This is a genomic window from Streptomyces sp. Ag109_G2-15 (assembly GCF_900215565.1).
Classification (GTDB): Bacteria; Actinomycetota; Actinomycetes; order Streptomycetales; family Streptomycetaceae; genus Streptomyces; species Streptomyces diastatochromogenes.
Window position 1 is genome coordinate 5,486,805 of sequence record NZ_OCNI01000001.1, and the last position, 14,279, is coordinate 5,501,083.

Sequence of the window (14,279 nt, forward strand, 5' to 3'; positions counted from 1 at the left end):
CGGGGCCGCTTTCCGGGCCGGTGTCGATGGCCGTGGCGGTGGGTACAAGCCTTGGCACCCACGGTAGTGGCTCCGTGTGGAGACTGTCACCGGGCCTTCAGGTGCGGAGGTTTGTCCATGGCCGACGAAGCCGACGACGGCTTGAGTTCCGATCCATCCGACTTCGAAGGGGACGTCCCCGAGCTGCCTGAAAATGGCCTGCGCGGCGGCCACGCCACCGTCGACGACGACCTGTTACCAGAGTTCGCAGTCGGCATTCCGCTGCCGTCGGCGCCCCCGGCGCCACCTGCGCAGCCGCCCGACTCCGCGTCGACGGGCTGAGGGGGTCCGATGGGGGGCAAGGGGGAGGAACGGGGCCCGATCGAGCAGGCCCTGGCCGATCTGCGGACGGCATTGGCCCGGTTCGGCCTGCTCAGCGACGAGGCGGAGACCGCCGCGCGGCGGTTGATGGCGGTGACGGACCTGCGCCGGGAGTCGGAAGAGCGGACCGAAGTGCTGCGCTACTACTACAACAGGGCTTTCGACGACGGCCCGGCCGGCACCGCGGCGCTGGAAGTGTGGCGACGACTGCTCGAGGTGGTGTCTCCGGGGTGGGACGACGACGTCGACCCGGACGACGACAGCACCGTCGTCTACGACATGAGCACCGGACGGATCATGGGGCCGGGCGGCTCCCCGCTGATGCCGGACCAGGCCGACGACGCACTGCTGGGCCAGGTCCAGGAACTGATCAATGCCCACGCCGCCCAGGGTGACCCCTCACTGCTGGTGCGGGCCGTGGCCAAGCTGCTGGAGTCCGACGGCACCGACCCCGCCCATCTGCGCGCGGCGGAGGAGTTCGGTGCCGAGTTGGGCCGGATCGCCAGAACCGATCACGATCTGCGGACGGCCGCGCTGTCGGTCGCCCTGCACGAGTGGGCCTGCGGACTGCACCTGGCCCAGCTCGGCAGTCGCCTGGACACCCTCTACGACTTGACCCTCGACCAGGACACGATCCTGCGCGCCATCCAGGTGCGCCGCGCCGCCCTGGACCTGGTGGGCGAGGACTCGCCGGCCCACCCCAACATCGAGGGTGATCTCTGCGCCGGGCTGTGGACCTACGGCCGGAACATGGACGTCACGGCGCTCGACGAGGCGCTGGAGCGGCTGCCCCGCGTCATCGCCCACCCCGCCCTGGACCCCTCGATCCGGCCGGGATGGATCTGGAACCTCGGTGCGGTGCTGCGCGATCGCGGAGTGCTGGCCTCGGACGGGGGATCGATCTCCGAAGCGATGGGTGTGCACGAGCAGGCGTTGCGTGAGGCCGAGGAGCGCGGCTGGCCCGACGAGAAGACGTTCGAGATCCGCTGGTCGCTGGCCACCACGATCCACAGCTGGTGGGCTTACTCCCACAATCCCAAGGCAGGGAAGGACTCCGTCGATATGTTCCGGGATCTCCTGGCCAAGATCCCACCGAACAACCCGCGGCTGGCCCCGGCACTCAACGACTTCGGTATCGCCCTGCATTCCATGCCCTATGGCGATGGTTCGGACGCCCGGGAGTCCGCAGCCGTGCTGCGGCGCGCGTTGGCCCTGATCGGACCCGGCGACGCGATACGGCCGCGCGTGCTGGCCAACCTGGTGGCCTCGCTGTGGGCGCCGGCCGACCACGGCACCGTTCTGCCGGCGGCCGAGATCGACGAACTGATCGCCCTGGCCACCGAGTCGGTCGGGACGACTCCCGAGGACAGCCCCGAGCTGGGGCACCGGCTCAACCATCTGGGCCGGGTCCACGCCCTCCGGTTCGAGCGGCACCACGACACCACGGATCTGGACGCCGCTCTTGAAGCCCTCCGCGGCTCGGCCGAGTACGAGTCCTCACCCCTGTGGGTGCGGTGGAACTCCGCGTACAGCTGGGTCGAAACCGCCGCGGCGGCAGGCGCCTGGGAGTCGGCGGCGCAGGGCTGCGTCCGCCTGGTCGGGCTGATCCCGCTGGCCAGCGGCGAGTTGGTGCGGCGCCGTGACCGCGAGCTCCAACTGATCAGGCTGGGCGACGCGCTGCGGAACGGGGCCGCGGCCGCTCTCCACGCCGGGCAGGCCGAACTCGCGCTGGATCTGCTGGAATCGGGGCGGGGCGTGCTGCTGCGCCATGCGATGGTCCGGGCAGCCGCGGTCGAGGAGCTGCGCGAGAAGGCGCCCGACCTGGTCGACACGTACGTGGCCCTGCGCAAGACCCTCGATCAGGACGACGGTTCGCAGCAGATGGCCCGCGCCGTAGGGGACACGGCGCACCGCATCGCAGCCGCCGAGGAGCTTCGGGCCCTGATCGAGCACATCAGGACCCTGCCCGGTCTTGAGGACTTCCCGGCAACGGGGGCGTCCCATGCGACGGATACGTCGACTCGGACCGTGGTGGTGCTGAACCTGAGCAGCTACCGCAGCGACGCGATCATCGTGGGTGCCCGTGACGGCGGCGAACCGCTCGTGGTGCCCCTGCCGTTGGTGACGCCGGACACCGTGGCGGCGCAGGTCCGTGCCCTGTACGGCGCGCTGGACCGGCGTGGTCCCACCGGGGCCGACGCGGGAGGCGAGGAGCAGACCGAGCGGGCCGTGGTGTCCGTCCTGGCCTGGACCTGGGACGCCGTCGTCGCGCCCGTCCTGGCCGCGCTCGGGTGGGATCACCGTTCGCCGGCGGTGTCACGCCCGCGCCTGTGGTGGTCACCGACCGGCGCGTTGACGCTGCTTCCGCTGCATGCCGCGCTTCGGCCCGCCGACGGTGCCACCACAAAATTGTGCGCGTTGGAATGCGTCGTCTCCTCCTACACCCCCACCCTCGCCGCGCTGCGGAAACCCGCGATGCCGGCGGCGCCCGCCCAGTCGGCGTCCGTGGTGGCGATGCCGGTGACGCGGGGACACGCGGACCTGCCGGGCGTACGAGCCGAGGCGGAGGCGGTGGCCGGCTGCTATCCCGGCTCGGTTCCGCTCGTCGGGGCCGACGCGACGCACACCGCGGTGGCCTCGGCGCTGTCCCGCGCCGCGGTCGCGCACTTCGCCTGCCATGCCCTCAACGTGCCCGAAGACCCTTCCCGCAGTGGCCTGGTGCTCGCCGACGGCACGTTGTCCGTGGCCGAGCTGTCGGTCCAGGACCTGGAGGGTCACGCCTTCCTCGCATACCTGTCGGCCTGCGACACGGCCCGTGGCGGCAGAGTCCTCACGGACGAGGCCATCACGCTCTGCGCCGGCCTGGTGCTGGCCGGATTCACGCACGCGGTCGGGACGCTGTGGCCGGTCGACGACGCGGCGGCGGCGTTTCTCGCGGGCCGGTTCCACCAGGCGCTGGCCCGGCGGCTCGGCCGGGGCGAGGCCGTGGAGCCCGCCAGGATCCTGAACCAGCTGGCGGAGTGGACCTCGGGCGGCTGGCCCGACCGCCCCAGCCGCTGGGCGACGCTGATCCACTTCGGCGGCTGAGCGGAAGGCAGAGGCCGCCGACTTCGCCGCGGCGGCCTCCGCTCACCTGCGACGCGGCCTCCTACGGCACCACCACGATCTTCCGCCCCACGCCCGCCGCGAACTGCTCCAGCGCCTGGGGGTAGCGCTCCAGCGGGATCCGGTCGCTGATGAACACCTCGGGGTCCAGGACTCCGTTCGCGAACAGCTCGGCCGCCCGCTCGAAGCTGTGCAGCACCGCCATCGAACCGGTGATGGTGATCTCCTGGTTGTAGATGCGGTACGGGTCGATCGTCACCCGGGTCGCGTAGTCGGCCACCCCGAACTGCAGGAACGTGCCCGCCTTCGCCACCCGGTCCAGGCCGTCCTGGATCGCCGCCGCGTTGCCGGTCGCGTCGACCACCACGTCCCAGCCCTGCGGGCGGTCCAGTTCGTCGGCGTTCGCGGCGGACGCCGAGACACCGAGGCGGCGGGCCGTCTCCAGGCGGGCCGGGTTCACGTCGACCACGTCCACGCTGGACGCGCCCGTGCGCTTGGCCAGCTCCAGCATCATCAGCCCCATGGTCCCGGAGCCGTAGATGAGGACGTGCGCGCCGAGGCGGGAGCGCAGGACGTCGTAGCCGCGTACCGCGCAGGACAGGGGCTCCACCAGGGCCGCGTCCTGGGTGCGCACGTGCTCGGGCAGCTTCACGCAGTTCGCCACGGGGGCCACGGCGTACTGGGCCGCGCCGCCCGCCGTCGTCACGCCGATCGCGGCCCACCGCTCGCACAGGTTGTTGTGGCCGGTACGGCAGTAGCGGCACTCGTAGCAGTACAGGGAGGGGTCCACGGCCACCCGGTCGCCGACCGCGACCTCCGTGACCTGGGTGCCGACCCCGACCACCTCGCCCGCGAACTCGTGTCCGGGGACGATCGGCAGCTTGGGCGCGAACTCGCCCTGGAGGATGTGCAGATCGGTGCCGCACAGGCCGCAGGCGGCGACCTCGACGACGACCTCGCGGGGCCCTGGCGTCGGGTCCGGGACCTCGGTGACGACGGCGCGGCCCACGGACTCGATGACGGCGGCCTTCATTTCACGGCTCCCAACGAGAGGCCCTGGACCAGCTTGTCCTGGGCGGCGAACCCCGCGGCGAGCACCGGCAGGGAGATGACGAGCGACGCGGCGCACACCTTGGCCAGGAACAGGCCCTGGCTGGTGATGAAGCCGGTCAGGAAGACGGGGGCGGTCTCGGCGACCACGCCCGTCAGGACTCGGGCGAAGAGCAGTTCGTTCCAGCTGAAGATGAAGCAGATCAGGGCGGTGGCGGCGATGCCGGGCAGGGCGATGGGGGCCACCACGCGCGCGAGGATCGTCGGGAGGCGGGCGCCGTCGATCTGCGCCGCCTCGATCACCGCGACCGGCACCTCGGCGAGGAAGGACTGCATCATCCACACCGCGATCGGCAGGTTCATGGAGGTGTAGAGGATGACCAGCAGCCAGATGTTGTCGAGCATCCCGGCGTTCTTCGCGAAGAGGTACACCGGCAGCAGGCCCGCCACCGCCGGCAGCATCTTCGTGGACAGGAAGAAGAACAGGACGTCGGTCCACTTCTTGACCGGCCGGATCGAGAGCGCGTACGCCGCCGGGAGGGCGAGGAGCAGCACGCACAGCGTCGAGACCAGCGAGGCGACCGTGGAGTTGATCAGCGCGGGCCACGGACTCGCCCCGCCGCCCGTGCCGAAGAACTCGCGGTAGCCGTCGAGGGTGAGGGAGGCGGCGAAGGAGGGCGGGTTGGTCGCCGCGTCCGCCTCGGAGTGGAAGGAGGTCAGGGCCATCCACGCGATGGGCAGGAAGAACAGGATGCCGGCCAGCCAGGCCACCAGGCCCAGGCCGAGGCCCCGGCGGTGCCGCAGGATCGTTGTGCTCATGCGCGGGACGCCTCCTCGCGGAACAGGGACGACACCACGCGCAGGGCGAAGGTCGTGATGATGATCGAGCCGATGACCACCAGGACGCCCGCGGCCGAGGCGAGGCCGTTCTCGTGGGCCTGGTAGAAGGTCTGGTAGACGGTGTAGGGCAGGTTGGCGGTGCCGAGGCCGCCGGAGGTGATCGTGAACACCGCGTCGAAGTTCTGCACGATGTAGATCGAGCCCAGCAGGGCGCCGAGTTCGAGATAGCGGCGCAGGTGGGGCAGGGTGAGATGGCGGAAGATCTGCCAGTCGCTCGCGCCGTCGACCCGAGCGGCCTCGATCTGCTGCTGGTCCCGGCTCTGCAGTCCGGCCAGCAGGATCAGCATCATGAACGGCGTCCACTGCCACACCAGCGAGGCCTCGACGGCGAGCAGCGGGGTGTGGGAGATCCAGTCCGGCTGTGGTCCGCCCGCATAGTGCAACAACCCATTGAACAGGCCGTATTCGGGGTTGTAGAGCACATGCTTCCAGAGCAGGGCCGCGGCCACGGGCACCACCAGGAACGGCGCGATGAGCAGGGTGCGTACGACACCCCGGCCGCGGAACCTACGGTCCAGCAGCAGGGCCAGCGCAAGACCGAGGACCAGGCTGGCCAGCACCACCGCCACCGTGAGCAGCACGGTCGTCCACACCGAGTGGCGCAGGTCCGTGTCGGTCAGCACCTGGCGGTAGTTGTCGACGCCGGTGAAACGGCGGGCCTTCGGGTAGAGCGAGTTCCAGTCGAAGAAGGAGATCACCAGCGTGGCCACGAACGGCAGCTGGGTCACCACGATCATGAAGACCAGGGCCGGCAGGAGCGGGCCACGGGCGGCCCAGGCGCGCAGCCGGGCGGAGGGTTGTTTCACGGTTCTCACGGGGGTGGTCGCGAGGGGGGCCGTCGTCGTCGCTGTCATCGTCCCTCGTACTCCTTGGAGATCTTCTCGGCGAGCTGCTGGGACTTGTCGAGGGCCGATGCGACGGACTGGCGTCCGGCGATGGCCGCGCTGATCTCCTGGGAGACCTTGGTGCCGAGGTCGGTGAACTCGGGGATGCCGACGAACTGGATGCCGGGCGCGGGGCGCGGCTGGACGCCGGGGTCGCCCGGGCGGGCGCTCTCGATGGCCTCCTTGGTCATCTCCTGGAAGGCGGCCGCCGACTTGCGGTAGTCGGCGTTCGCGTAGGTCGACGCCCGCTTGCCCGCCGGGACGTTCGGCCAGCCGCTGGTCTCGCCGACCAGTTGCTCATAGCCCTTGCTCGACGCCCAGGAGACGAACTTCCAGGCCTTGTCGGGGTTGCGGGAGGCCTTCTGGATGCCCCAGGCCCAGGTGTAGAGCCAGCCGGAGGAGTCCGTCTTCTCGACGGGGGCCGGGGCGTAGCCGAGCTTGCCCTTGACCGGCGAGTCGGCCGCCTCCAGCAGACCGGCCGCGGACGTGGCGTCGTACCACATGGCGACCTTGCCCTGGGTCATGTCGTTGAGGCACTCGGCGAAGCCGGACTGGGCCGCGCCCGACTCACCGTGGCTGCGGACGAGATCGACATAGAACTTTGTCGCCTTCTCGAACTCGGGGGAGTTCAGCCGGGCCTTCCAGTCCTTGTCGAACCAGGTGCCGCCGAAGGTGTTCACCACGGTGGTGAGCGGTGCCATCACCTCGCCCCAGCCGGGCAGCCCGCGCAGGCAGATGCCCTTCATGCCGGGCTGTGCGCCGTCCGCCTTCGCGGCGAGGTCGGCGACCTGCTGCCAGGTGGGGTGCGCGGGCATCGTCAGGCCCTTCGCGGCGAACACGTCCTTGCGGTACATCAGGAAGGACGACTCGCCGTAGAAGGGCTGGCCGTAGAGCTTGCCGTCGTTGCCGGTGAGGGACTGGCGCATGGGCTTCAGGACGTCCTGCTCGTCGTAGGCCGGGTCCTTGGCGGTGTACGAGTCCATCTCGTGCAGCCAGCCGTTGCGGGCGTAGATCGGGATCTCGTAGTTGGAGAGCGTGGCCACGTCGTACTGACCGGCCTGGTTGGCGAAGTCCTGGCTGATCTTGTCGCGGACGTCGTTCTCGGGCAGGACGGTGAAGTTGACCTTGATGCCGGTCTCCTTCGTGAAGTGCGCGGCGGTGAGCTTCTGCAACTCCGTCATCTGAGGGTTGTTGACCATCAGGACGTTGAGGGAGTCGCCGCCTGAACCGGACCCGCCCGCACCGACCCAGCAGCCGGAGAGCAGCGGGGCGAGCAGCGTCCCTGCGGCGGCCATGGCGAGCGTGGCTCGCGGCCTCCATCGGCTCTGGGTTCGCATGGATCGCTCCTGGATTTATAGGGATATAAGGGGCGCGTATCGGTATGAATGAGCCCTGGGGGGTGGGCGAGTTTGTTTTTCAGACCCGGATGACCTGCGGGCCCAGCAGGGAGTAGCGGTGGGCCTCGGCCGCCGGAAGCAGCGTGCTCGTCACGATCGCCTCCAGTGCGCCGACCTCGGCGAACCGGCAGAAGCTGACCGCTCCGAACTTGGTGTGCACGCCCGCGAAGACCGTCCGGCGTGCGGCGCGGATGGCCTGGGCCTTGACCTCGCTGACCGCGGGGTCGGGGGTGGTCAGGCCGTGTTCGCGGGAGATGCCGTTGGCGCCGATGAAGGCGAGGTCGACCACGAAACCGGACAGCATCTTCGTCGTCCAGTGATCGACGGTCGCCAGCGTGCCGGCGCGGACCCGGCCGCCGAGGAGCAGGACCGACATGCTCTCGGTCTCGGCGAGGGCGCCCGCGACGGGCAGGGACGCGGTGACCACGGTCAGCGGCCGGTCCGTCGGCAGGGCCTCGGCGATGAGCTGCGGGGTGAAGCCCTCGTCGACGAAGACCGTCTCCGCGTCCCCCAGCAGCTCGGCCGCGGCGGCCGCGATCCTGCGCTTCTCGGGGACGTGGCTGGTGGCACGGAAGGCGAGTGTCGTCTCGAATCCGGCGCTCTCGACCGGGTAGGCGCCACCGTGCGTACGACGGACCAGGCCGTGGTCCTCCAGGGCGCGCAGATCGCGGCGGATGGTCTCCTTGGCGACGCCCAGCCGGGCGGCGAGCGCGGTGACGTCGACCGAGCCCGTGGCGCGCGCGGCCAGCACGATCTCGCGCTGGCGCTCTTCCGCGGTCCTCGTGCTCATGTCGTCACCCACTTCCCTGTGGAGCTGCCCGTTCGGGCCCTTGGGGGAAGTTCTACAGCGGGTGTGCGGCGCTGACCAGGTCTGTTGCGGGCCCGATACTGCCCGTGTGTGCCCGTTTGCGAAGCGCTGTGCCCGCCTCGGACCTGCACGGCTGCCGGGCGAGGGGTGGGAGCGGGCGGCCCGGATGCCCGAACACGGCGGCGGGCGGGCCCGTTCGGTGCCCGCCCGCCGCCGTGAGCGATCGTTTTCCGCCGTCTCGCCGGATGCTCAGTACGGCCAGATGGGCGGATCGTTCACGAAGTGCCCGCCCAGGTGGCTGTGGGCCGGGTTCTCCGGGTCCAGCTCGCCCTGCTCGGCGATCAGCTTCTCGGCGTACGGCTCCGAGTCGTCCTGCGGCTCGTAGCCGAGCGCTCGCGCGGTCGTGAGGTCCCACCACAGGCGCGTGTTCGCCGAGGAGCCGTAGACGACGGTGTGGCCGACCTCCTCGGCGGTCAGGGCCGCGTGGAAGAGGCGGGCGCCGTCGGCCGGGCTCATCCAGACCGAGAGCATGCGCACGTTGGTCGGCTCCGGGAAGCACGAGCCGATGCGCACGGAGACGGACTCCAGGCCGTACTTGTCCCAGTAGAACTGCGCGAGGTCCTCGCCGAAGGCCTTGGACAGGCCGTAGAAGGTGTCGGGGCGGTGCGGGGTGTCGATCGGGATCAGCGCTCTTGAATCAAGAGGTGTGCCCGCGCGCGGGGCCGGGGTGAAGCCGACGGCGTGGTTGGAGGAGGCAAAGACGATCCGCGGCACGCCTTCGAGGCGGGCGGCCTCGTACAGGTTGTAGGTGCCCTCGATGTTCGACGTCAGGATCTTCTCGAAGGGCGCTTCCAGGGAGATGCCCGCGAGGTGCAGGACCGCGTCCACACCCCGCACCGCCTCGCGCAGCGCCTCCTTGTCGGTGAGGTCCGCGGTGATCGCGTCCGGCTCGCCCTCGATGGGCCGCACGTCGAACAGGCGCAGCGTGTAGCCGTACTCCGGCAGCAGGTCCCGCATCAGGGTGCCGAGCCCGCCGGCGGCGCCGGTGAGCAATACGGTGCGGGGAGCGGGCATCCTCGGTCTCCTTGAGTCAACGGCCGCATTCGTGGACAGCATTCACATGCATGGACACGCTAAGGATCGGTGCAGCGGCTAGTCAAGTGTGGCGTGGAGTCGCGAAATCCGCTGCTGTGTCGGGGGTTTGTCCGCTTGACCCGTCCCGAGGGGCGCCCGTAGCGTGGTCGCGTTCAGAAATATAGACGCTGATCAGAGACATGCACCGACAGGGAGCGCCCGTGACGCCAGCCCCTCTCGCCGCCCGGCTCCGCGACCCGAGCGGGCCGCTGTTCTTCCCCGTCACGGCCTACGGCCCGGACGGCTCCCTCGACCTCGATGTCTACCGCACCCATGTGCGCCGCGGTGTCGAGGCCGGCGCCGCCGCCGTGTTCGCCTGCTGCGGCACCGGGGAGTTCCACGCGCTGCTGCCGGAGGAGTTCGAGGCCTGCGTGCGGGCGGCCGTCGAGGCGGCCGAGGGGCGCGTCCCGGTGATCGCGGGCGCCGGCTACGGCACCGCGCTCGCCGTCCGCTACGCACGCCTCGCCGAGGCCGCGGGCGCCGACGGGCTGCTCGCCATGCCGCCGTACCTCGTGCTGGCCGGCCAGGAGGGCCTGCTGCGGCATTACCGGGAGGTCGCCGCCGCCACCGCCCTGCCGGTGATCGTCTACCAGCGCGACAACGCCGTCTTCACCCCGGAGACGGTGGTCGGGCTGGCCCGCACCGACGGCGTCATCGGCCTCAAGGACGGCCTCGGCGACCTGGACCTCATGCAGCGGATCGTCAGCGCCGTCCGCACCGAGGTCCCCGGCGACTTCCTGTACTTCAACGGCCTGCCCACCGCCGAGCAGACCCAGCTCGCCTACCGCGCCCTCGGCATCACCCTGTACTCCTCGGCCGTCTTCTGCTTCGCCCCCGAGATCGCCCTCGCCTTCCACCGGGCCCTGCGGACGGACGACCAGGACACCGTGCGCCGCCTCCTGGACGGCTTCTACCGCCCGTTCGTGGAACTGCGCGCCCAGGGCCGCGGCTACGCCGTCTCACTCGTCAAGGCGGGCGTACGGCTGCGCGGCCTGGACGTGGGCGAGGTCCGGCCCCCGCTGCACGAGCCCGGCGAGGACCACGTCAAACAGCTCGCCCAGCTGATCGAGCGGGGCCACGCGCTGCTGGAGGAGGACGCGTGAAGGCGTCGGCGTTCGTCTACCCCTGGGACGTCGACGGGGACCCCGAGGCCTCCGCCCGCATCGCCGCGCTCGGCGTCGAGCAGGTGACCCTCGCGTCCGCCTACCACTCCACCCGCGCCCTGACCCCCCGCCACCCGCGCCACCGCATCGTCACCGCCGAGTACGCGGCCGTCCTGTACCCCGTCGGCGACCGCTGGGCCGGCCGCGGCCTGCGACCGTACCCCGCCGGGCGCTGGGCCCCCGCAAACGCCTACGGAGAGGCCGCCGCGGCGCTCGCCGCGGCCGGCCTGGAGGTGCACACCTGGGTCGTCCTCGCGCACAACTCCCGCCTGGGCGCCGAGCATCCGGACACCTCGGTCGTCAACGCCTACGGCGACCGCTACCCGTGGGCCCCCTGCATCGCCCAGCCCGCCACGCGCGCGTACCTCGTCGACCTGGCCGCCGAGGCCGCCGTACGCCCCGGCGCGCACGGCACCGAACTGGAGTCCCTCGGCTGGTACGGGCTCCAGCACCTGCACGCCCACGACAAGACCTCCGGGGTCGGCCTCGGGGACGCCGGGCAGTACCTGATGTCGCTCTGTTTCTGCCCCGCCTGCCGCGCCGGGTACGGCGAACAGGGCCTGGACGCCGACGGGTTGGCGGCCGCCGTACGGGACGCCCTGGAGCCGCTGTGGCGGGGCGCGGCGGACGACGGGGGCTGGCCGACGGTCGAGAAGCTCCTCGGCCAGGACACCGCGGCCGCCACGCGCGCGTGGCGCGACACCACGGCCCGCACCCTCCAGGAGCAGGCCGTCACCGCCGTACGCGCCGCCGCACCCGACGGCTTCCAGATCCTGCTGCACGCGGACCCGGTGCCGTACCACTGCGGCGCCAACGTCGGCGTGGATCCCGCGCACATCCTCTCCGCCGCGGACGGCGTGGTGGTGCCGTGCACGGGCGGTACGGCCCTGCTGGCGCCCTTCGCCGAGCAGGCGCGCGAGCGGACGGTGCTGGCCGCCAACTTCACGGTGGTCTCCGGGATGGGCGGCAGCCCCGGCACCCTCGCGGCCGACGCGGCACGCGCGCGTGCCCAGGGCGCGACGGAACTGCGGCTGTATCACGCCGGGTTGGCGTCGGACGACGACCTCGGGGCGGTGCGCGAGGCGCTCGCCACGCGCTGAGCCGCGAGCGCCGCGGCTGTCAGGAGCAGTGCCACGCCGTACAGGGGCAGCAGCAGCCCGGGGCCGGCCAGTTCGACCAGGCCGGCCCCGACGGCGAGCCCGAGCACGTTCGGCGTGAAGATCAGCGTGTTCGCGGTCGCCGTCGCCCGGCCCAGCAGCGGCCCCGGCGTCTCGCGCTGTACGGCGGTGAGCGCGGCGATCAGCACACAGGGCAGACCGAGGCCGACGGCAGCCCCGGCCACCAGGGCCACCGGATCCGACGGCACGGCCCGCGCGGCCACCCCGGCCGCCGTCAGCGCGATGCCGGCCGCCGCGAACCGGCGCCCGCCGAGCCGCCGCAGCGCGGGCCCGGAGACCAGCCCGACCGTCACCGAGCCGACGCCCTGGGCGGCGTACAGCACGCCCGTATAGGCGGGGGAGTGCCCGAGGCGGTCCACGACGGCGTACGTCGTCGTGCTGCTCAGCGAGGTGAGGAGCATCGTCGTACCACCCGCCCGGACCAGCGGCCGCAGCCCCGGGTGCCCCCACAGGTGGCGCACGCCCCGGGCGGTCTGCCGCCACCAGCCGCCGCCCGACCGGGCGGGCCGTTCCTCGGGTACGCGCAGCAGGGCGCACAGCCCGGAGGCGAGCACGAAGGTGACCGCGTCGAGACAGGCGACGGCCGGCCCGCCGTAGACCGTGTAGAGGCCCGCGCCGGTCAGCGGGGCGACGAGCTTCATGCCCTCCGTGACGGTCAACCGCAGTCCGTTGAAGTCGCCGAGCAGGTCCGGGGCGACGACGGCGGCGACCAGGGCCGACTCGGCGGCCTCACTGACGACGCCGGCGGCGCCGTACAGGAACAGCACGGCGAACAGCAGCCACAGGCCGCCGGGCGAGTCGACGGTGAAGAGGGCGAGGAGGAGGGCCGCCAGGCCCAGGTTCAGGGTGATGAGCAGGGTCTTTCGGCGGAAGCCGTCGGCGAGGGTGCCGAGCGCCGGGCCGGCCAGGGTGGGTGCCCACATCGCGAGCATGCACAGGGCGGCCAGGCCATTGGAACCGGTGAGGTCCTTGACCCACACGCCGGACGCCAGCCACAGCGAGGAGGTGCCGAAGGCGGACACCAGCAAGCCCGTGAGATACAGCCCGGCGTTGCGGTCCCGCAGCACCCGCGTCACGGTCCACGAAGTCGTCATGCCTGCTCATCGTGGCCCTAAGGGGGGTGCCTACGGATCGGTCACCTGCCTTATCCGCGCGCGTGACCGCGGCGGCGACAATCCGTCGGAACCTGTCACTCACCCCCCTGGGGCAGCCGCGCCCCCGTCCCTACCGTCGACCGCATGCGCTACATCGCCCCGATCCTCATCGGCCTGCTCTACGTCCTGCTCATGTCCCTGATCCCCGAGCCGCACCGGCGCCGCTTCAACGCGGTCATGATCGCGGGCGCGGGTGCCGCCTACCTCAGTGGCGGGGCCCTCGGCGGCTGGGAGTTCGCGTTCACCGCGGTGGCCACCTACGTCGCCTACCGGGGCCTGGACTCCTGGACCTTCATCGGCGTCGGCTGGCTGCTGCACACCGCGTGGGACGTCGTGCACCATCTCAAGGGTCACCCGATCATCCCGTTCGCCCACGACTCGTCGTTCGGGTGCGCGCTCTGTGATCCTGTCATCGCGCTGTGGTGCTTCGGAGGCGGCCGGTCACCGTGGGAGTGGCTGCGCGGCCGCAGGGCACCGATGAGTTTCGCCGAGTCGTCCGGTCACCCCTCCGTACGGGTAGCGCAACCCCCAAGGAGCGACGCATGACCACCCCGATCCTCGACCTCGGCCCGCAGACCCGGATCCTGGCGCGGCTCGCCGAGGCCGTGACCGACGAGCAGTTGCCGGGCCGCACACCCTGTCCTGACCTGGCGGTACGCAATCTGCTGGGTCACCTGCTGGGGCTGTCCGTCGCCTTCCGCGACGCCGCCCGCAAGGACCTGGGCGAGACGACCGACACACCGCCGAACACCGTCGTCCCGGACATCGGCCCCGGCTGGCGCGAGGAGCTGCCCAAGGCGCTGGACGAACTCGCCGACGCCTGGCGCGACCCGGCCGCCTGGACCGGCATGACCCGGGCGGGCGGGGTGGACCTGCCCGGCGCGGTCGCGGGTGCGGTCGTCGCCGACGAGCTGGTGATCCACGGCTGGGACCTGGCCCGCGCCACCGGCCACCCCTACGCCCCCGACCCCGAGGCCGTCACCTCGGCCCACGGCTTCCTCCTCGTGGCGACCGACGAGGGCAACGGCCCCTTCGGCCCGGTCGTCCCGGTCCCGGCCGAGGCGCCGCTGCTGGACCGGGCGGTGGGCCTGAGCGGGCGCGATCCGGGGTGGCGGCCGTAGCGGGTGTCCTCTGGATCATGCCGGC

13 protein-coding genes are annotated in these 14,279 nt (G+C 71.7%); 6 read left to right on the plus strand and 7 right to left on the minus strand.

Annotated features, from left to right (window positions below):
- Positions 1 to 117: 117 nt before the first annotated feature.
- Together CRP49_RS24655 and CRP49_RS24660 are read left to right on the plus strand one after the other, a co-directional pair.
- Positions 118 to 321, plus strand: coding sequence for a hypothetical protein (locus CRP49_RS24655; protein ID WP_097255353.1), 204 nt, complete (start codon positions 118 to 120; stop codon positions 319 to 321).
- A gap of 9 nt (positions 322 to 330) precedes the next feature.
- Positions 331 to 3,447, plus strand: coding sequence for a CHAT domain-containing protein (locus tag CRP49_RS24660; protein ID WP_097255354.1), 3,117 nt, complete (start codon positions 331 to 333; stop codon positions 3,445 to 3,447).
- A gap of 61 nt (positions 3,448 to 3,508) precedes the next feature.
- Here the strand turns inward: CRP49_RS24660 and CRP49_RS24665 are convergent, their stop codons facing one another.
- The 6 genes from CRP49_RS24665 to CRP49_RS24690 form a co-directional block, all read right to left on the minus strand.
- Positions 3,509 to 4,498 carry a zinc-dependent alcohol dehydrogenase family protein gene (locus CRP49_RS24665; RefSeq protein ID WP_097255355.1) on the minus strand — a complete coding sequence of 330 codons (990 nt, stop codon included), beginning with the start codon at positions 4,496 to 4,498 and terminating at the stop codon, positions 3,509 to 3,511.
- Positions 4,495 to 5,334, minus strand: a complete 840-nt coding sequence (locus CRP49_RS24670; RefSeq protein WP_094214756.1) for a carbohydrate ABC transporter permease — start codon at positions 5,332 to 5,334, stop codon at positions 4,495 to 4,497. Before CRP49_RS24670 ends, CRP49_RS24665 begins: the two co-directional genes overlap by 4 nt.
- Positions 5,331 to 6,269, minus strand: coding sequence for a carbohydrate ABC transporter permease (locus CRP49_RS24675; protein ID WP_097255356.1), 939 nt, complete (start codon positions 6,267 to 6,269; stop codon positions 5,331 to 5,333). Before CRP49_RS24675 ends, CRP49_RS24670 begins: the two co-directional genes overlap by 4 nt.
- Positions 6,266 to 7,636, minus strand: a complete 1,371-nt coding sequence (locus tag CRP49_RS24680) for a sugar ABC transporter substrate-binding protein (protein ID WP_097255357.1) — start codon at positions 7,634 to 7,636, stop codon at positions 6,266 to 6,268. The genes CRP49_RS24675 and CRP49_RS24680 overlap by 4 nt, the downstream gene beginning before the upstream one ends.
- Positions 7,637 to 7,715: 79 nt before the next feature.
- On the minus strand, positions 7,716 to 8,486 hold the full coding sequence (locus CRP49_RS24685) for a DeoR/GlpR family DNA-binding transcription regulator (protein ID WP_097255358.1): 771 nt from the start codon (positions 8,484 to 8,486) through the stop codon (positions 7,716 to 7,718).
- A gap of 267 nt (positions 8,487 to 8,753) precedes the next feature.
- Positions 8,754 to 9,578 carry an NAD(P)-dependent oxidoreductase gene (locus CRP49_RS24690; protein ID WP_097255359.1) on the minus strand — a complete coding sequence of 275 codons (825 nt, stop codon included), beginning with the start codon at positions 9,576 to 9,578 and terminating at the stop codon, positions 8,754 to 8,756.
- Positions 9,579 to 9,799: 221 nt separating this feature from the next.
- On the opposite strand from CRP49_RS24690, the gene CRP49_RS24695 reads away from it, so the two are divergent.
- Both CRP49_RS24695 and CRP49_RS24700 read left to right on the plus strand, forming a co-directional pair.
- Positions 9,800 to 10,741, plus strand: a complete 942-nt coding sequence (locus CRP49_RS24695) for a 5-dehydro-4-deoxyglucarate dehydratase (protein WP_097255360.1) — start codon at positions 9,800 to 9,802, stop codon at positions 10,739 to 10,741.
- Positions 10,738 to 11,901, plus strand: coding sequence for a hypothetical protein (locus tag CRP49_RS24700; protein WP_097255361.1), 1,164 nt, complete (start codon positions 10,738 to 10,740; stop codon positions 11,899 to 11,901). The genes CRP49_RS24695 and CRP49_RS24700 overlap by 4 nt, the downstream gene beginning before the upstream one ends.
- On the opposite strand, the gene CRP49_RS24705 is transcribed toward CRP49_RS24700, so the two are convergent.
- On the minus strand, positions 11,838 to 13,073 hold the full coding sequence (locus CRP49_RS24705) for an MFS transporter (protein WP_097255362.1): 1,236 nt from the start codon (positions 13,071 to 13,073) through the stop codon (positions 11,838 to 11,840). The two genes, CRP49_RS24700 and CRP49_RS24705, sit on opposite strands and share 64 nt — an antisense overlap.
- A gap of 144 nt (positions 13,074 to 13,217) precedes the next feature.
- Here CRP49_RS24705 and CRP49_RS24710 point away from each other — a divergent pair, with 144 nt between their 5' ends.
- Together CRP49_RS24710 and CRP49_RS24715 are read left to right on the plus strand one after the other, a co-directional pair.
- A complete protein-coding gene (locus tag CRP49_RS24710; protein ID WP_257033481.1) occupies positions 13,218 to 13,679 on the plus strand; it encodes a DUF6010 family protein in 462 nt (153 codons plus the stop codon).
- Positions 13,676 to 14,254 (plus strand): TIGR03086 family metal-binding protein, encoded by a 579-nt coding sequence (locus CRP49_RS24715; RefSeq protein WP_097257519.1) that lies wholly within the window; start codon positions 13,676 to 13,678, stop codon positions 14,252 to 14,254. The genes CRP49_RS24710 and CRP49_RS24715 overlap by 4 nt, the downstream gene beginning before the upstream one ends.
- The last annotated feature ends 25 nt before the right edge of the window (positions 14,255 to 14,279 follow it).